The organism is Pantoea sp. MQR6 (assembly GCF_022761075.1).
Lineage (GTDB): Bacteria > Pseudomonadota > Gammaproteobacteria > Enterobacterales > Enterobacteriaceae > Pantoea > Pantoea phytostimulans.
The window spans coordinates 2004197-2019996 of record NZ_JAKYXB010000001.1 but is presented as its reverse complement, the minus strand read 5'-3'; the positions used below and the strand labels follow the sequence as shown (position 1 = coordinate 2019996).

Sequence of the window (15800 nt, the reverse complement as noted above, 5' to 3'; positions counted from 1 at the left end):
TATGAAAAAGTTACCGGTTAGCCTGGCGATCGGCGTGATGGCGATCAGCCCATTTTCCATGGCTAAAACTGTAAATGCCGTAGCCAGTTTCACTGTGCTGGCTGACATCGTTAAGCAGGTTGGCGGCGATCAGGTAAAAGTAAAAAGTCTGGTAGGGCCAGATGGCGATCCTCATACTTTTGAGCCGACACCACAAGACAGCCTGGCGCTGTCAAAAGCTGATGTGGTTTTCGTCAGCGGTTTAGGGCTGGAAGGATGGATGGATCGCCTGGTGACAGCATCGGGCTATAAAGGTCAGCCCGTCGTGGCTTCTCGCGGTGTAACGACGCGTAGCATGGAGGAAGAGGGCAAAAGTATTACCGATCCGCATGCATGGAACAGCATGCAAAATGGGGTGATTTACGCAACGAATGTGATGAATGCATTAATCAAAGCCGATCCTGATGATGCCGCCGCGATTCGTCAGCGTGGCGAAAATTATATTCAGCAGCTTAAAAAACTCGATAGCTGGGCAAAAAAGGCTTTTCAGGCCATTCCGTTAGAGAAACGGAAGGTATTAACCAGCCACGATGCCTTCGGCTATTTCGGACAGCGTTATGACGTTAGTTTTCTGGCCCCGGTTGGATTTTCAACGGAAGCAGAAGCCAGCGCGAGCGATGTCGGCAGTTTGATTGATCAATTAAAACAGCAGCACATCAACAGCTACTTTATCGAGAATCAGACCGATCCCCGTCTGGTGAAACAAATTGCCAGCGCGACCGGCGCACAGCCTGGCGGTGAACTTTATCCCGAAGCGCTTTCTGCCGCATCTGGTCCGGCTGCAACTTATGAGGCCGCCTTTAAACATAACGTTAATGCCATGTTGAGCAGTATGCGTTAAGCATAAAAAAGGCCGGGAATTCCCGGCCAATCATCACGACACATCCTAGTGTTTTTTCTTTCTTCCCTGCACCGCTTTAAAGCGCGGATTGGTTTTACAAATCACATAAATACGACCTTTGCGTCGCACCACTTTGCAGTCTTTATGGCGATGTTTAGCGGAACGCAGCGAACTCAATACCTGCATGATTTATCTCCTGTTATTGACGGCCCAAAAAGCGACCGAAACGCTGGTTAAAGCGTGCTGTGCTGCCTTCTTTGGTGAAATCTTTCTGTTTACCGGTGTAATGAACATGTGAGGCAGATGAGACATCCAGCGTCACGTAGGGCAGCGTCTCGCCCCTAAACTCCACGGTGCGATCGGTTTTAATCGTCGAACCGATTTTGAACCAGGCATCAGCTGAGGTGTCATGGAATACCACCTGACGATATTGCGGATGAATATTGGCTTTCATAAACTCACCTTTATGTAATGTTATAATATAACAATATTATGCGCCGTCAGATGTCTCAATGCAACCGAAGAAAAAAAACACGATTAACGAAGCGTGTGAGAACGGAAAGTGGCGGGTTTCGCAGGCAATAAAAAAGGCCGCTTGCGCGGCCTTTTTAGCATCACACCTTAGTGTGATTGGGTATGTTCGACCGGATGGCCTTTTTCAATTTCGGCTTTGTTCTTGCCGAAGCGGCGACGCACCACGACAAAGAATACCGGAACAAAGAAGATAGCCAGCGCGGTAGCCGTTACCATGCCGCCCATTACGCCTGTACCTACTGCGTTCTGTGCGCCGGAACCCGCGCCTGTACTGATCGCCAGAGGCATTACGCCAAGGATAAAGGCAAGCGAGGTCATCAGGATTGGACGCAGACGCATACGTGATGCTTCCAGCGTCGATTCAATCAAGCCTTTGCCCTCTTTATCCATCAAATCCTTCGCGAATTCGACGATCAAGATGGCGTTCTTAGCCGAGAGGCCAACGGTTGTCAGTAACCCCACTACAAAGTAGACGTCATTACTCAAGCCACGTAGCGTAGTGAATAGCAGCGCACCCACCACCCCGAGCGGTACCACCAGCATGACTGAGAACGGAATCGACCAGCTCTCATACAAGGCGGCGAGACAGAGGAAAACCACAATCAGCGAGATAGCATACAGCGCCGGTGCCTGGTTTCCTGACAAACGTTCCTGGTAGGACATGCCGGTCCAGTCATAGCCGATGCCGGTTGGCAGCTTCGACGCTAACTCTTCCATCAGGTTCATCGCTTCACCAGAACTTTTACCTGGCGCAGGCTGACCAAGGATTTCCATCGCAGGCAGACCGTTATAGCGTTCCAGACGCGGAGAACCGTATTGCCACTTCGCCGATGAGAAGGCCGAGAAGGGCACCATGGTTCCGCTGCTGTTGCGCACGTACCACTTGCTGATGTCATCCGGCAGCATACGTGAATCAGCTTTACCCATCACATACACTTTCTTCACGCGGCCACGGTCAATAAAGTCATTGACGTAGGAACCGCCCCAGGATGCAGCCAGTGTGGTGTTGATGTCGCTCAACGACACGCCCAACGCCTGTGCTTTTTCCTGATCGATGGTCAGTTTGTACTGCGGTGTATCTTCTAACCCGTTCGGACGCACACCAACCAGCGTGTCAGAGTGCTGTGCAATCATACCAAACAGCTGGTTACGCGCTTCGGTTAACTTATCGTGACCCAGGTTGCCCTGATCGATCAGTTCAAAGTCGAAGCCGGTAGCGTTACCCAGTTCGATAATTGCGGGCAGGTTAAACGGAATAACCATGGCATCTTTGATCGCACCCAACGCTTTCATCGCACGTCCAGCGATGGCGGGGACTTTTAAATCACTGCTTCCACGTTCATCCCAAGGCTTGAGGCTGACAAACGCAATACCGGTATTCTGGCCACGGCCGGAGAAACCAAAGCCATTGACGGTAAATACGGAGTTAACGCTGTCTTTCTCTTTGGTCAGGAAGTAATCCGTCACCTGATCCAGCACTTTCTGGGTACGTTCTTGCGTGGCACCCGCAGGCAACGATGCCTGAGCTAACAGCAAGCCCTGATCTTCTTCCGGCAGGAAGGAGGAGGGTAGACGTAAGAACAGGAAAGCCATGCCAACCACAATCACCAGATAAATCACTAAATAGCGACCGGTGCTGCGAACGATGTGACCCACACTGTCAACGTAGTGGTTGGTGCTCTTGTCGAACAGACGGTTAAACCAACCGAAGAAACCAGTGGTTTTGCCGTGGTCCCCTTTTTTGATGGGTTTCAGCATGGTGGCACAAAGCGCAGGCGTCAGAATCAACGCCACCAGCACCGAAAGGGCCATAGCCGATACGATGGTAATGGAGAACTGACGATAAATTACGCCGGTTGAACCGCCAAAGAACGCCATCGGTACGAATACCGCTGACAGTACCAGCGCGATACCCACCAGCGCGCCCTGAATCTGCTCCATCGAACGTTTGGTCGCTTCTTTTGGCGGTAATCCCTCTTCCGCCATCACGCGCTCAACGTTCTCAACCACTACGATGGCATCATCCACCAGCAAGCCGATGGCGAGCACCATCCCGAACATCGTCAGGGTGTTTATCGAATAACCAAACGCACTGATAATGGCAAATGTACCCAGCAACACCACCGGCACCGCAATCGTTGGGATCAACGTGGCGCGGAAGTTTTGCAGGAACAGATACATGACCAGGAACACCAGTACGATCGCTTCCATCAGGGTTTTCACCACTTCAAAGATGGAAATTTTAACGAATGGTGTGGTGTCGTACGGATAAACCACTTTCATGCCAGCAGGGAAGAACGGTTGCAGCTTCGCCAGTTCTTGTTTTACCGCATCTGCGGTATCCAGTGCGTTAGCACCGGTTGCCAGTTTGATACCGATACCGGATGCGGGTTTGCCGTTGTAACGTGCGATGATCTCGTAATTTTCACCGCCGAGTTCAATTTTCGCCACATCACGTAAACGCACCTGCGAGCCATCGGGATTCACTTTCAGCAGGATTTTGCCGAACTCATCGGTAGACGTTAAGCGAGTTTGCGCGATGATTGATGCGTTAAGTTGCTGGCCTGGCGCAGGTGGCGTTCCACCTAACTGACCTGCTGCAACCTGAGCATTCTGTGTATCCAACGCGCTGATCACATCAACCGGCGTCAGCTGATAGTTATTCAGCTTATGCGGGTCCATCCAGATACGCATAGCGTACTGCGCACCAAACACCTGCGTATCACCAACACCTGTAGTACGGCTGATCGGATCTTTAATGTTGGAGGCAACATAATCAGAAATATCATTCTGCGTCATGCTGTCGTCATCACTAATGAAACCGGCCACCATCAGGAAGCTGCTGGAGGATTTCTTAACCTGAATCCCTTGTTGCTGCACTTCCTGCGGAAGCAGAGGCATTGCCAGTTGCAGTTTGTTCTGCACCTGGACCTGGGCAATATCTGCGTCAGTTCCAGACTGGAAAGAGATTGTCAGCGTCAGCGTACCGGATGAATCACTGCTTGAGGACATGTACATCAGTCCGTCAATGCCGTTCATATTTTGCTCGATAACCTGCGTTACCGAATCCTGCAGCGTTTTCGCATCCGCACCTGGGTAGGTGGCCTGAATCTCAATTGCCGGCGGCGCAACATTGGGATATTGCTCTATCGGCAGTTTGAGAATCGATAGCACACCCGCCAACATGATGATGATGGCGAGGACCCACGCAAAGATGGGTCGATCGATAAAGAACTTAGCCATGTATCAACGGCTCCTGTTATGACGATGATTTTTCAGACTGAGACTGCGATTGCGAGTCAGGTGCAGCTTTAGCATCGTCTGAGACTTCTTGTGGCGTAACCTGTGCGCCCGGTTTTGCACGTTGCAGACCTGTCGTAATCACACGTTCGCCCGATTTAACACCGTCCGTCACCAGCCATTTGTCGCCAATGGCCTGAGCGGCATTCACGGTACGTGATTCGACTTTATTGTCAGAGCCCACCACCATTACCGTCGCCTGACCGGTTGGCGTACGCGTTACCGCTTGTTGCGGTACCAGCAAGGCTTCTGGGTTGGTTCCTTCATCCAAACGTGCACGTACAAACATGCCCGGCAACAATGAATGTTGTGGATTTGGGAAAATCGCACGCAAGGTGATAGAGCCAGTGGTTTCGTCGACGGTTACGTCAGAGAATTCCAGTGTGCCGGGTTGAGAAAAGCTGCTGCCATCTTGCATCAACAGGGTGACGTTTGCTTTACCGTCAATCTGTTTCAGCTTGCCTGACTCCAGTTCTCCACGCAGGCGCAGGAAATCGTCGCTGGATTGCGTGACATCAACATACATCGGGTCAAGCTGCTGCACGGTAGCCAGCGCGGTAGTTTGCGCGCTTTGCACCAATGCACCTTCCGTAACGGAAGATTTACCGATACGGCCGCTGATAGGCGAAGTTACTTTGGTGTAAGCGAGATTGATACGCGCTGTTTCGACGTTGGCTTTTGCCACTTGAACTGCAGCATCATTCTGCGCAGCAGTCGCAACCGCGGTGTCATAGTCTTGCTGACTGATGTACTTAGTACCCAGCAGAGGTTTGTAACGTTTCACCGTGAGCTGAGCAATGCGCGCATTAGCTTCAGCCTGAGACAAATCGCCTTTGGCGCTGTTATAAGCGGCCTGATAAGTTGCAGGATCGATTTGATAAAGCGATTGACCCGCTTTTACATCACTGCCTTCAACAAAATTACGCTTCAGAATAATACCGGAAACTTGAGGCCGAACTTCAGCCACGCGATACGCGGAAGTCCTGCCCGGTAATTCGGTAGAAATTTTTAAAGGTTCGTTTTTTAACGTGACAACACCTACTTCAGGAGGTTGTTGCTGGGCGGCTTGTTGGGATTTACCATCATCACATCCTGTTAACAAAAAGCTGCCTGATAACATCAGGACGGCCGCCAGAGGCGATAATCCTCTGATTTTATTCATAAATAAACCTCTAGAGTTCGATATCAAATGATCAATGGATCACAAACCGAAAAACCCATTGCTGCGTCAGATCGCGGGTCGTGCTATGGTACATACATTCACAAATGTATGTAAACTTGCCTGTTTGTAAAAAAAGTTACCTATGGCACGAAAAACCAAAGCGCAAGCACTTGAAACTCGACATCAAATTCTTGATGCCGCCATTATTCTGTTTTCACAACAGGGTGTTTCTGCCACCTCATTAGCAGATATCGCCGCAGCCGCTAATGTCACGCGCGGTGCCATTTACTGGCATTTCAAAAATAAAGCTGATGTCTTGCATGAAATCTGGTTGCGATGCGACGCCGGGCTTGATGATGTGGAACTTGAGTATCAGACAAAATACCCGGGCGATCCACTTTCTGTTTTAAGGGCGATGTTAGTCTATATCTTTGAAGCAACAGCAAAGGATCCACAACGCCGCGCCTTGATGGAGATCATATTCCATAAGTGCGAATTCGTCGGTGAAATGGCGGCACTGAAAAACATTCAGCAGAGTTTACTGCTTGAGTGTTACCAAAAAATAGAAGACGTTCTGCGTCAGTGTATTGAAGCAGAACAGCTGTCGCCGCATCTTAACACGCGTCAGGCAGCGCTTATTATGCGCGGTTACGTTAATGGAATGATGGAAAGCTGGTTATTTACGCCGGAAAGCTTCGATTTAGCCGGTGATGCCACACAACTGGTTGAAGCGTTTATTGATATGTTACGGCTAAGCCCAACCTTAACCGTTAACGTTTAATCAGAATGGCTGTTGTCGCGTTTTCTTTCAAAATCGCGTTGTACCATGGCCAATGCTGAGAGCACCGTTTCTACTGGAAGCTGATGCTCTTCCAAAAGTTGAATCAAATCCACCGCCAGCTTGACGTCGTCAGGGGCATTTTCCAAAGACATAATCTCTCCTTAACAGGGGACGTCGTTACTGTCCCATCTCTTATGCCAGCGTATCGCTCTTAATAATAGAAGCAGACATTGCCGTGACGTTTTATTCGCTTTCACTGCCACTACGCAGCGATAACGCCCATTCAACAGAACGGATAGCCTGTCGACAACGCGCCATTCTGCCTTCAAGAATTTCCAAATCTTTTTTCAACTGCTGCTGTACCGCCAGGGTTTCAGCCAACGCCATGCGCTGCTCGCGCTGATCGATCATGGCCTGCAATCGTCGCTCATACTCACGATATTCCTGATATTTGGATTCTCGCAGATTCCGCTGCGGTCGCTCGCGCCAGGTGCGAATTTGCTGGGTACTCGCTTCTCGTTGCAGGGCTGCGATTTGATCTACCAAACGTTCAGCTAACCAGGCACTTCGAGTCAGATCCTCTGCCTCTGTACACAATCGCTGAAAATTTTGCTCAATTTCTTGCAGATAGTCGGCCAGTCTTGTGCCTTTAGCACGGAAGAGTTGACTGTCGAAGCGTGGTTGACGACAGCGTCCATCGGGATGGCGGGCAATCTCTTCACGCAAGCTAAGAATGCAATGATGCAGTCGCTGATGAACGGAACTCAGGCTCATAATCCGCCAGCCAATTGTGCTAACGTGTGCGAACTCAGGAATTTTTGGGCGGCATTCATGCAACGCATTGTGTTATTAACCCTCGGCTGGCTGGCAATTGTGCTGGGCACATTGGGTATTGTATTACCTTTATTACCTACCACGCCATTTATGCTCTTGGCGGCTTGGTGCTTTGCCCGTTCTTCACCCCGCTTTCATCACTGGCTGCTGTGGCGCTCACCCTTTGGCCGTTATCTTCGCCACTGGGATCAACATCGTGCCATGCCGCCAGGCACGAAAGGTCGCGCTATCTTACTGATTGTTATTACCTTTAGCGTTTCCATTTTTTTGGTGAAAATCGTGTGGGTACGTATCATGCTATTGGTGATGTTAGCGTTGCTGGTGGCATTTATGTGGCGTATTCCGGTGGTGGCAGAAACGGCGGATCCGCCGCAGACACCGCGATAAAGTTGCATTTATCCGGCCATTTGCTTAGATTTGGGCGTCTTCGTGCGTGGCTTTCCCTTGTGAATACTCTCCCGCTGAGCCTTTTAATAGGTATTGGCGCTATAGAAGCTGCGCGAAACAGAATTTTTTACCAGGCGTAACATTATGACCGACACTGCGCAGCAGCTTGAATACATTAAAAACAGCATCAAAAGCATTTCTGATTATCCGAAACCGGGCATCCTGTTTCGTGACGTCACCAGTTTGCTGGAAGATCCAAAAGCCTATGCGGCGTCAATCGCGCTGCTGGTCGAGCGTTATCGCAACAAAGGCATCACTAAAGTTGTAGGAACCGAAGCGCGTGGTTTTCTGTTTGGTGCGCCAGTGGCGTTAGGTTTGGGCGTGGGATTTGTCCCCGTGCGTAAACCGGGCAAACTGCCGCGCGAAACTTACAGCGAAACCTATGAGCTGGAATACGGCACCGACCAACTGGAACTGCACAAAGATGCTATCCAACCGGGCGATGTGGTGTTAGTGGTTGATGATCTACTGGCAACCGGCGGCACCATTGAAGCGACAGTGAAATTGATTCGTCGTGCCGGTGGTGAAGTTACGGATGCCGCTTTCATCATTAACCTGTTTGATTTAACGGGCGAAACCCGCCTAAAAGCGCTTGGCGTAGAGTGCTACAGTCTGGTCAACTTCCCCGGCCACTAAACGATTCTGCAGGCCTTGCCGCAAGGCGAGGTCTTCACACGCTTCACTGAGATAACCAGTGATAGGCAGATGCATTTCTCGCTGTTAGACTACTGCAACGATATACAGGAGTTGCAGATCTCTGCGCTCACCTTTCCATCCAAATTCGTCGAATCCACATGAGCTATCAGGTACTTGCGCGAAAATGGCGTCCCCAGGCTTTTGCTGATGTTGTTGGTCAGGAACATGTTCTGACGGCGCTGGCGAATGGATTGTCTCTGGGACGTATCCATCATGCTTATCTCTTCTCCGGCACGCGCGGGGTAGGGAAAACCACCATTGCGCGTCTGTTGGCCAAAGGTCTTAACTGCGAAACGGGTATTACCGCGACGCCGTGCGGCCAGTGCAATAATTGTCGCGAGATTGAACAGGGCCGATTCGTTGATCTGATTGAGATCGATGCGGCTTCGCGCACCAAAGTGGAAGACACCCGCGATCTGCTCGATAACGTTCAGTACGCACCGGCGCGTGGCCGCTTCAAAGTCTATTTGATCGATGAAGTCCACATGCTTTCGCGTCACAGCTTTAACGCGCTGTTAAAAACGCTGGAAGAGCCGCCATCACACGTTAAATTTCTGCTGGCAACCACCGATCCGCAAAAACTGCCGGTGACCATTCTTTCTCGTTGTCTGCAATTTCATCTCAAGGCGCTGGATGTCGATCAAATCCGCCAGCAGCTTGACCATGTTCTACAGCAAGAACAGATCGAAAGTGAACCGCGCGCGCTGCAGCTTTTAGCCCGCGCTGCGGATGGCAGTATGCGCGATGCGCTGAGCCTAACCGATCAGGCGATTGCGATGGGGCAAGGCGCAGTAACCAGCGCAACCGTCAGCACCATGCTGGGCACGCTTGATGGCGAACAGCCGTTGGGACTGATCGAGGCCGTGGTTGATGGCAACGGTGAAGAGGTGATGTCGCTGTTGAACCAGGCGGCGTCGCGCGGTGTGGAGTGGGAAGCTCTGCTGGTTGAAATGCTGCGTTTACTGCATCGCATTGCCATGGTGCAATTGCTGCCGACATCATTAAATGATGATGAAGAGAGCAATGCGCAGCGTTTGCGTGAACTGGCGCGCGTCGTGCCGCCAGCGGATGTGCAGCTTTATTACCAAACCTTGTTAATGGGACGCAAAGATTTACCGATTGCGCCCGATCGCCGCATGGGCGTTGAAATGACGCTGCTGCGTGCGCTGGCTTTTCACCCTAAAGCGCAGGTTGCTGATCCCGTAGCACGTTCAGCCTTGGTGGCGCAACCGGCAGAAGTACAGCCACAAAATCCGCCGGCACAGCCTCAAGCTGCCAATTTGCAGCCGCAACGTTCGCCCGCGCAGCCGCAAACTGCAAAGTCGCAGCCACAACCGACGGCGGCACAGCCACAAATGGCACCGCCTGATGCTGCACCTGCGACGCAGCATCATGAAACGTCGCCAGCGGCGGCACCGGATCCCTCTTTATCCAGCTCCACCAGTCAGCTCCTGCAGGCGCGCACGCAACTGTTGCGCCAGGGAGCGAACAAACCAAAAAAGAGTGAGCCGGCGGCGCCTGGAGCGCGGCCGGCCAACTCCGCGCTGGAGCGGCTGGCTTCAGTCACTGAGCGAAGCCAGCAGCGCATGCGAGATAGCGCACCTGCCGCTCCGGTAAAAAAAGAGGCCTATCGCTGGAAATCGCAGAACCAGACGGTGGAAATTGCCGAACCCATCGCTACGCCAAAAGCCTTGCGTTCTGCGCTTGAGCATGAGAAAACCCCTGAGCTGGCGGCACGGCTGGCGGAAGAAGCGTTGCAGCGTGACAGTTGGGCTGCTGAAATCGCCACCCTGCAGTTGCCTAAGCTGGTACAGCAGTTAGCCTTGAATGCATGGAAGGAAACCACTGAGAACGGTGTTTGTTTGCACCTCCGTTCCAGCCAGCGCCATTTGAATTCTACCGCTGCGCAGCAGGCATTAAGCGCAGCGTTAAGTCAGGCAGCCGGACAGACAGTTGAACTGTCGGTCATTGAAGACGATAATTCTACGGTGTTGACGCCACTGGAGTGGCGTCAGGCCATTTACGAAGAGAAGCTGGCGCAAGCGCGTCAGTCGATCACCAGCGATACTCACATTCAGACGCTGCGTCGCTTTTTCGATGCCGATCTGGATGAAGAAAGTATCCGACCCGTTTGATCACGCTGCCGCTGTCCAATGGATAGCGTTGTGGCCACAGCTGAGAGAGAAAACTATGTTTGGTAAAGGCGGATTGGGTAACCTGATGAAACAGGCCCAGCAGATGCAAGACAAAATGGCCAAAGTTCAGGAAGAGATCGCTGCACTGGAAGTCACCGGTGAATCAGGCGCGGGTCTGGTAAAAGTCACCATCAACGGTGCGCATAACTGTCGCCGCGTTGAAGTCGATCCAAGCCTGTTGGAAGATGACAAAGACATGCTGGAAGATCTGATCGCTGCGGCATTCAACGATGCAGCACGCCGCATCGATGAAACCCAGAAAGAGAAGATGGCGGATGTCTCTTCAGGCATGCAATTGCCGCCTGGCTTCAAGATGCCGTTCTAATGCAAACCAGTCCACTGCTTGAGTCTTTGATGGAATCGCTGCGCTGTCTGCCTGGCGTTGGGCCGAAATCGGCACAGCGCATGGCATTCCAGCTGTTGCAGCGCGATCGCAGCGGTGGCATGCGGCTGGCGCAGGCGCTTACACGGGCCATGTCGGAAATCGGTCATTGCGCCGATTGCCGCACGTTCACCGAGCAGGAAATTTGCACCATTTGCGCCAATCCCCGGCGTCAACAAAATGGGCAAATCTGTGTGGTGGAAAGCCCGGCAGATATCCACGCCATTGAGCAAACCGGGCAATTTGCCGGTCGCTACTTTGTGCTGATGGGCCATCTTTCGCCGCTTGACGGCATTGGCCCGGCGGATATTGGCCTGGATCGCCTTGAGCAGCGCTTAGAGAGTGAAACCCTCAATGAAGTGATTCTCGCGACCAACCCAACGGTTGAAGGCGAAGCCACTGCTAACTATATTGCCGAGCTGTGCGGGCAATATGGTGTCGATGCAAGCCGTATCGCCCATGGCGTTCCGGTGGGCGGCGAACTTGAAATGGTTGATGGCACCACGCTGTCGCACTCGCTGGCCGGTCGCCACAAGATTAAATTTTAAACGCTTGCCGGTGTTATGTAAGACACCGGCTTGAAATCCTCGTACTTATCCCCACATCTTCCTCAACGTTTGTTCAACCTGTTTTGTTGAGGTAGCAATGACCATGAAAGGACAAGAGACCCGTGGCTTTCAGTCGGAAGTAAAACAACTTCTGCACCTGATGATCCATTCTCTCTATTCAAACAAAGAGATTTTCCTGCGCGAACTGATTTCCAACGCCTCAGATGCGGCGGACAAGCTGCGTTTTCGTGCGCTGTCTGATGCCAGCCTCTACGAAGGTGATGGCGACTTGCGCGTGCGTCTCTCTGTTGATAAGGACAACCGCACCATTACGCTGAGCGATAACGGCATTGGTATGCGTCGAAACGAGGTGATTGATAACCTCGGTACGATTGCGAAATCAGGTACCAAAGCGTTTCTTGAATCCATGGGTTCTGACCAGGTCAAAGACAGCCAGCTCATCGGCCAGTTTGGTGTCGGTTTCTATTCCGCCTTTATCGTGGCAGACAAAGTTTCCGTGCGCACCCGCGCAGCGGGTGCAGCTGCTGACGAAGGCGTGTTCTGGGAATCAGCAGGGGAAGGCGAATATACCCTCGCGGATATCACCAAAGACGATCGCGGCACCGAGATCACGCTGCATTTACGTGAAGGTGAGGATGAGTTCCTTGATGCCTGGCGTGTGCGCAACATCATTGGTAAATACTCTGATCACATCGCGCTGCCGGTTGAAATCGAGACCAAAGACGAAGAAAACGACACCACCAGCTGGGAAAAGATCAACAAAGCTCAGGCGCTGTGGACGCGTAACAAGTCTGACATCAGCGATGAAGAGTACACCGAGTTCTATAAGCACATCGCACATGACTTCAGCGATCCAGCGATTTGGAGCCATAATCGGGTTGAAGGCAAGCAGGAATACACCAGCCTGCTCTATATCCCGGCACGTGCGCCATTCGACATGTGGAACCGCGATACCAAGCATGGCCTGAAACTCTACGTACAGCGCGTGTTCATCATGGACGACGCTGAGCAGTTCATGCCGAACTATCTGCGCTTTGTTCGTGGCCTGATTGATTCCAACGATCTGCCGCTGAACGTCTCGCGTGAAATTCTGCAAGACAGCCGCGTAACCCAAAGCCTGCGCGGTGCGCTGACCAAGCGTGCGCTGCAAATGCTGGAAAAACTGGCAAAAGAGGACAGCGACAAATATCAGACCTTCTGGAAAGAGTTTGGTCTGGTGCTGAAAGAGGGCCCTGCTGAAGACAACACCAACCAGCAAACCATCGCTAAATTGCTGCGCTTTGCAACCACGCAGAGCGAAGGTGCAGAGCAAACCATTTCGCTGGAAGACTATGTTAGCCGCATGGTAGAAGGGCAGGAGAAGATTTACTACATCACTGCCGACAGCTATGCCGCAGCGAAGAGCAGCCCGCATCTGGAACTGTTCCGCAAAAAAGGCATTGAGGTTCTGCTGCTCTCCGATCGCATCGACGAATGGATGATGAGCTACCTGACCGAGTTCGACGGCAAAACCTTCCAATCTGTCAGCAAAGCGGATGATTCGCTAAGCAAGCTGGCCGATGAAGAAACCGAAGAGCAAAAAGAAGCCGAGAAGGCGCTGGAACCGTTCGTTGAGCGCATTAAAACGTTGCTGGGCGAGCGTGTTAAAGAGGTGCGCTTAACGCATCGTTTAACCGACACGCCAGCGATTGTCACCACTGACGCTAATGAAATGACCACGCAAATGGCGAAGCTGTTCGCGGCTGCGGGTCAGGAAGTGCCAGAGGTGAAATACATCTTCGAAATCAACCCCGATCACCAATTGGTCAAACGCGTTGCGGATACGCAAGACGAAGCGCACTTTGGCGAGTGGATTGAACTGCTGCTGGATCAGGCGCTATTGGCTGAGCGCGGTACGCTGGATGATCCGAACCAGTTTATCCGTCGCATGAATCAGCTGCTGACGGCCTAAACTATCAAGCCGGTGACGCACATCACCGGCTTTTTTTATGGCTGCGCAGCGTCGCGGAGCCAATGTCGAAACAGGCTTATCTCGGCATCGTTTCGCCGCGCTTGCTTGGTCATCATCCAGGTTGCGCGTTCAACCCGCACAAAGCCTACGGGCGCAATCAACGTGCCATCTTCAAGCTCCTTTCGAACCAGCAAACGCGGCGCCATGATCACGCCGAGACCATTGCGTGCCGCCTGAATACCCAACGTCAGATTTTCAAAATGCTTACCGGGACGAAAATTCCCGCGCACGCCTGCGGCTTTTGCCCACTCTGACCAGGCATGTAAGCGTGTATCGGCATGGAGCAGCGGCAATTCTGCCAGATCCTGTTCGCTGCGAAAGCGTTGGGCAAACAGGGGTGAGCAGAGCGGGCCAATATAGTCTTCGCTAACCAAGGTGGCATCAATATCGCCATCCGGTGGCTGCTCGTAGCTGAGGATCAACACGTCAGTATGTTCGCTGCGCAACTGATCAACGTCAGCCAGCGCCTGAAACTGAACGTCGATTTCGGGATGTCGCTGATAAAACGTCGCAATACGTGGAATCAACCATTGCGAGAGAAAACTGGGTGAACAGGAAACTTTAAGATGATGACGCATGCCAGTACGAATACTTTCACTGGTGCTGTGTAATTCGCTGAAGGCTTTCTGGCAACTGATGAGTAAGCGCTCACCATGTGAGGTTAATTTGACGCGTCCATTAGAACGGACAAATAACGGCTTGCCCATCCAGTTTTCAAGCTGGCGTATCTGATGACTGATAGCGCTATGTGTGACGTGCAGGTGTTCGGCCGCCAGACTAAAGCTGCTGTTCAAAGCGGCCTGATGAAAATAGTGCAGCGCCCTCAGCGGTGGTAGCCCGGTCATACTCATCCCCTGTGTAAAAACCTAACAGGGATTGTCAGTTTATATCATTTTAAAGTCCAGCCGCATTGACCTACCCTTTAGGGCAAATTCTGGCGGGTTGACTGATGCGTTTGTCTGTGCCTTTATCGGCTATTTCCGCCTTGCTCAAGACGAGCCGCTCGCCATCACACTGCAAAAACACGAGAAAAAAGTACGATGGCTTCCTCATCTTCTTCATCTGAGCGTGCTTCAAAGGCGCGAGATAGGTTGCGCCTCACATTGTCACGACTCTATAAACTAGAGCAGTTCGATCTGTTCTTTACTCCGTCGTTACATGTTGCGCGCATACTGCTCTCCCAACTCTTTTTTCGCCAGGAACAGGCACGTAATCAAACCCGCTACGCTTCCCATTATCCTGTTACCGAACTCAATGTACTGCCCGCTATTCCACTGATGTCAGGCAATATCACGCTCATTCCGCATATTGAAATGCCGCGCGGCGTAATACGAACGTTGAGCGATTGCCAAAAGCAGGGTGTGACCGATGCCAGTGAAAGCTTTGCCAGCATGCTGCATGAGTCACTGATCAATGAGGCTCAGCTGTTTGTCACCCGTTTTGATCGTCACGCTGAGTTAGGGAATGATTTAGTGCTGGTGGCGCTGCGTACACAGGATTTCAGTACGTTAGTACGCAGCGAATTGCGCCTGTTTGAACAAGGTTTAACGCTGGAAAATGCGATTCAACATACCCTCAAGCGAATGGACGATGATGACTGGCGGCCTTATAACGCTGCGGTTGTGGATAATATCTCGATCTCCTCGCCGGTAATATTGAATTCCAGCCATCAGCCTGGCTTGCCGTTTGCCAGTTTTTATTTGCCCGCTTCGCTGCTGGCGACCTTAAAGAGTTCGGACGAGATGATGTTGTGGCCAAAACTGGAACGCTTGCAGTTCAATGCCAATGTGCGCGGCGGTGGCAAAAAAAGCGTCAATGTGACGCATCAGGTGTGCAAGCGGCTGCAAAACTTGTTTGCCGCTAGCAACAAATCTGAAAAAGGCGCAACGTTGAATCGCTACTAGGTATCCGAGAGGAAAGCCAATAAAGTAGACCTGACAGGATCCGCGCCTTTCTTGTGATGCGCGGATCATAATGGTATGTTCTTCGCCTTCTCAGATAGATCAATG

General features: G+C 51.8%; 16 protein-coding genes and 1 other annotated feature. Of the genes, 9 read left to right on the top strand and 7 right to left on the bottom strand.

The window, feature by feature from the left end; translation table 11 throughout:
- The first annotated feature begins 1 nt into the window (after nt 1).
- Nucleotides 2–880: a metal ABC transporter substrate-binding protein gene (locus MUG06_RS09485; RefSeq protein ID WP_243078390.1), complete on the top strand. Its 879-nt coding sequence runs from the start codon at nt 2–4 to the stop codon at nt 878–880.
- Nucleotides 881–925: 45 nt separating this feature from the next.
- Here the strand turns inward: MUG06_RS09485 and ykgO are convergent, their stop codons facing one another.
- From ykgO to MUG06_RS09465, 4 genes are all read right to left on the bottom strand, one after another.
- The gene (gene ykgO / locus MUG06_RS09480; protein ID WP_215847420.1) at nt 926–1066 is read right to left on the bottom strand and encodes a type B 50S ribosomal protein L36; all 141 of its coding nucleotides are present in this window, start codon (nt 1064–1066) and stop codon (nt 926–928) included.
- 13 nt (nt 1067–1079) lie between these two features.
- Entirely contained in the window at nt 1080–1334 is a 255-nt protein-coding gene (locus MUG06_RS09475) for a type B 50S ribosomal protein L31 (protein WP_215847419.1), read from the bottom strand.
- Nucleotides 1335–1501: 167 nt separating this feature from the next.
- Complete coding sequence (locus tag MUG06_RS09470) at nt 1502–4657, bottom strand: efflux RND transporter permease subunit (protein ID WP_243078389.1); 3156 nt, start codon at nt 4655–4657, stop codon at nt 1502–1504.
- Nucleotides 4658–4673: 16 nt separating this feature from the next.
- Nucleotides 4674–5876 (bottom strand): efflux RND transporter periplasmic adaptor subunit, encoded by a 1203-nt coding sequence (locus MUG06_RS09465; RefSeq protein WP_215847417.1) that lies wholly within the window; start codon nt 5874–5876, stop codon nt 4674–4676.
- A 142-nt stretch (nt 5877–6018) separates the two neighbouring features.
- On the opposite strand from MUG06_RS09465, the gene acrR reads away from it, so the two are divergent.
- Nucleotides 6019–6657, top strand: coding sequence for a multidrug efflux transporter transcriptional repressor AcrR (gene acrR, locus MUG06_RS09460; protein WP_243078388.1), 639 nt, complete (start codon nt 6019–6021; stop codon nt 6655–6657).
- Here the strand turns inward: acrR and rsmS are convergent.
- Complete coding sequence (gene rsmS, locus MUG06_RS09455) at nt 6654–6809, bottom strand: pleiotropic regulatory protein RsmS (protein ID WP_243078387.1); 156 nt, start codon at nt 6807–6809, stop codon at nt 6654–6656. The two genes, acrR and rsmS, sit on opposite strands and share 4 nt — an antisense overlap.
- Nucleotides 6810–6900: 91 nt before the next feature.
- A complete protein-coding gene (locus MUG06_RS09450; protein WP_215847414.1) occupies nt 6901–7431 on the bottom strand; it encodes a primosomal replication protein in 531 nt (176 codons plus the stop codon).
- A gap of 57 nt (nt 7432–7488) precedes the next feature.
- On the opposite strand from MUG06_RS09450, the gene MUG06_RS09445 reads away from it, so the two are divergent.
- From MUG06_RS09445 to htpG, 6 genes are all read left to right on the top strand, one after another.
- Entirely contained in the window at nt 7489–7878 is a 390-nt protein-coding gene (locus MUG06_RS09445) for a DUF454 family protein (RefSeq protein WP_243078386.1), read from the top strand.
- 144 nt (nt 7879–8022) lie between these two features.
- On the top strand, nt 8023–8574 hold the full coding sequence (gene apt, locus MUG06_RS09440) for an adenine phosphoribosyltransferase (RefSeq protein ID WP_215847412.1): 552 nt from the start codon (nt 8023–8025) through the stop codon (nt 8572–8574).
- 158 nt (nt 8575–8732) lie between these two features.
- Nucleotides 8733–10769: a DNA polymerase III subunit gamma/tau gene (dnaX, locus tag MUG06_RS09435; protein ID WP_243078385.1), complete on the top strand. Its 2037-nt coding sequence runs from the start codon at nt 8733–8735 to the stop codon at nt 10767–10769.
- Nucleotides 10111–10172: a sequence feature (DnaX frameshifting element), on the top strand. (Overlaps the previous gene by 62 nt.)
- 55 nt (nt 10770–10824) lie before the next feature.
- Entirely contained in the window at nt 10825–11154 is a 330-nt protein-coding gene (locus MUG06_RS09430; protein ID WP_215848326.1) for a YbaB/EbfC family nucleoid-associated protein, read from the top strand.
- On the top strand, nt 11154–11759 hold the full coding sequence (gene recR / locus MUG06_RS09425) for a recombination mediator RecR (protein WP_215847411.1): 606 nt from the start codon (nt 11154–11156) through the stop codon (nt 11757–11759). The genes MUG06_RS09430 and recR overlap by 1 nt, the downstream gene beginning before the upstream one ends.
- 97 nt (nt 11760–11856) lie before the next feature.
- Entirely contained in the window at nt 11857–13731 is a 1875-nt protein-coding gene (htpG, locus tag MUG06_RS09420) for a molecular chaperone HtpG (RefSeq protein WP_243078384.1), read from the top strand.
- 35 nt (nt 13732–13766) lie between these two features.
- On the opposite strand, the gene MUG06_RS09415 is transcribed toward htpG, so the two are convergent.
- Nucleotides 13767–14636, bottom strand: coding sequence for a LysR substrate-binding domain-containing protein (locus MUG06_RS09415; protein WP_215847410.1), 870 nt, complete (start codon nt 14634–14636; stop codon nt 13767–13769).
- 195 nt (nt 14637–14831) lie between these two features.
- On the opposite strand from MUG06_RS09415, the gene MUG06_RS09410 reads away from it, so the two are divergent.
- Complete coding sequence (locus MUG06_RS09410; protein WP_243078383.1) at nt 14832–15695, top strand: DUF6024 family protein; 864 nt, start codon at nt 14832–14834, stop codon at nt 15693–15695.
- Nucleotides 15696–15800 lie beyond the last annotated feature (105 nt).

Coding starts and splice junctions, on each gene's coding strand:
- MUG06_RS09475 (WP_215847419.1), bottom strand. CDS start 1,334: ATGAAAGCCAATATTCATCCGCAATATCGTCAGGTGGTATTCCATGAC.
- MUG06_RS09485 (WP_243078390.1), top strand. CDS start 2: ATGAAAAAGTTACCGGTTAGCCTGGCGATCGGCGTGATGGCGATCAGC.
- MUG06_RS09470 (WP_243078389.1), bottom strand. CDS start 4,657: ATGGCTAAGTTCTTTATCGATCGACCCATCTTTGCGTGGGTCCTCGCC.
- htpG (WP_243078384.1), top strand. CDS start 11,857: ATGACCATGAAAGGACAAGAGACCCGTGGCTTTCAGTCGGAAGTAAAA.
- MUG06_RS09465 (WP_215847417.1), bottom strand. CDS start 5,876: ATGAATAAAATCAGAGGATTATCGCCTCTGGCGGCCGTCCTGATGTTA.
- acrR (WP_243078388.1), top strand. CDS start 6,019: ATGGCACGAAAAACCAAAGCGCAAGCACTTGAAACTCGACATCAAATT.
- MUG06_RS09430 (WP_215848326.1), top strand. CDS start 10,825: ATGTTTGGTAAAGGCGGATTGGGTAACCTGATGAAACAGGCCCAGCAG.
- recR (WP_215847411.1), top strand. CDS start 11,154: ATGCAAACCAGTCCACTGCTTGAGTCTTTGATGGAATCGCTGCGCTGT.
- MUG06_RS09415 (WP_215847410.1), bottom strand. CDS start 14,636: ATGACCGGGCTACCACCGCTGAGGGCGCTGCACTATTTTCATCAGGCC.
- rsmS (WP_243078387.1), bottom strand. CDS start 6,809: ATGTCTTTGGAAAATGCCCCTGACGACGTCAAGCTGGCGGTGGATTTG.
- MUG06_RS09450 (WP_215847414.1), bottom strand. CDS start 7,431: ATGAGCCTGAGTTCCGTTCATCAGCGACTGCATCATTGCATTCTTAGC.
- ykgO (WP_215847420.1), bottom strand. CDS start 1,066: ATGCAGGTATTGAGTTCGCTGCGTTCCGCTAAACATCGCCATAAAGAC.
- MUG06_RS09445 (WP_243078386.1), top strand. CDS start 7,489: ATGCAACGCATTGTGTTATTAACCCTCGGCTGGCTGGCAATTGTGCTG.
- MUG06_RS09410 (WP_243078383.1), top strand. CDS start 14,832: ATGGCTTCCTCATCTTCTTCATCTGAGCGTGCTTCAAAGGCGCGAGAT.
- dnaX (WP_243078385.1), top strand. CDS start 8,733: ATGAGCTATCAGGTACTTGCGCGAAAATGGCGTCCCCAGGCTTTTGCT.
- apt (WP_215847412.1), top strand. CDS start 8,023: ATGACCGACACTGCGCAGCAGCTTGAATACATTAAAAACAGCATCAAA.